General features: G+C 47.4%; 2 protein-coding genes. One reads left to right on the top strand and one right to left on the bottom strand.

The window, feature by feature from the left end:
* Positions 1–168 precede the first annotated feature (168 nt).
* On the top strand, positions 169–870 hold the full coding sequence (gene ung, locus BZG79_RS15570; protein ID WP_077576422.1) for a uracil-DNA glycosylase: 702 nt from the start codon (positions 169–171) through the stop codon (positions 868–870).
* Positions 871–1,000: 130 nt separating this feature from the next.
* Here the strand turns inward: ung and BZG79_RS15565 are convergent, their stop codons facing one another.
* Complete coding sequence (locus tag BZG79_RS15565; RefSeq protein ID WP_025674805.1) at positions 1,001–1,180, bottom strand: DUF3545 family protein; 180 nt, start codon at positions 1,178–1,180, stop codon at positions 1,001–1,003.
* Positions 1,181–1,436 lie beyond the last annotated feature (256 nt).

The following is a 1,436-nucleotide window of genomic DNA, read 5'->3' as shown; positions in this document are numbered from 1 at the left end:
AATCACGACCATGCCCCGTACTAGCTTGCCAACGCCAAACCGTGCGGTTCAAGGCCGCTGCCAGCGTCACTATCACGCCCACACCGAGCGAACAAAAGATCGGACTCCCCACTGATTTTAAGCGGCTGCCTCGTTAAAATAGCGCCGGTGTGATGATAAGGAGCAACCATGACTCAGGCGCAAACGTGGCAGCAGGTGCTGGCCGAGGAAAAACAACACGCGTATTTTCGCGATACCTTAGCGTATGTCGACGGTGAAAGAGCCAAGGGCGTTCCGATCTTTCCCCCCAAAGACGATGTGTTTAATGCTTTTCGATTCACCGAGCTTGGTGATGTAAAGGTGGTGATCTTGGGTCAAGATCCCTATCACGGACCGAACCAAGCACATGGACTGAGCTTTTCGGTACGGCCAGGGATAAAAACACCGCCTTCATTGGTCAATATTTATAAAGAGCTTGCGACTGACATTGACGGTTTTAAGATCCCCTCCCACGGTTACTTACAAAGCTGGGCGCAACAGGGTGTGTTACTTCTCAATACGGTGCTGACCGTGGAGCAGGGTAAAGCGCATTCACATGCTAAGTTAGGTTGGGAAACATTGACTGATCGCGTGATCGATGCGGTGAATTCGCAACGCGAAGGCGTTGTTTTTTTACTGTGGGGGGCACATGCACAAAAAAAAGGCAAAGCCATTGACCGTGATCGCCACCATGTATTGACGGCGCCTCATCCCTCACCGCTTTCAGCTCATCGTGGTTTTTTTGGTTGTAAACACTTTTCACAAACCAATGCATATTTGCTCGAGCAGGGAAGCAATCCGATTGATTGGCAACCGCGTTTAGATGACGAGACAGCGGATAAGCATGGATGAACGGTGAAGCGCTAGCCGATAAACAGACGCTAAGCGAATAGATGAGCGTTAAGCGGACGGATCAGCGTCGGATTGAAGATAAAAAAGGTGCTCATTGAGCACCTTTTCGTCATTTTATGTTGAGGGTGAGTTAATCGAGGTCCAGTTGAGAGAAATCGCCAAAAATATCGATGTCTTCCAATTCTTTTTTTAGCCGCTGTTTATCTTTCAGCGCTTCAATTTCTCTCCATTTACGTTTGACTGGTTTTGCGCGTCCATTGCGCCGTGGTGGGTCTTGCTCAAACATATCGTTAAAGGCAATGTTTTCCATAGTCACCTCTTTTCACCTTGCGGTTAGTTTTTTAATACCACACTCGCCCCTAACATAAAATTGAAATATTTCTCATTTGTGGCAGTGAAATGAAGTTTTTATGAGATTGCGCTCACTGATTTTCCAAATCAGTGACGATTCACTCAACAGCGGCGAGTTTAAATTGACCTCGGTAGCCGTTCACGCGAAGATTGCGCGCCATATCATCATTCCTTTTTAATATGACGAGGGACAGTCAATTGAGCCTACTCACTTT

The organism is Salinivibrio sp. MA427, assembly GCF_001996115.1.
GTDB lineage: Bacteria > Pseudomonadota > Gammaproteobacteria > Enterobacterales > Vibrionaceae > Salinivibrio > Salinivibrio costicola.
Note: the sequence above shows the minus strand (reverse complement) of the source record. Positions and strands in the feature narration are given on the sequence as shown.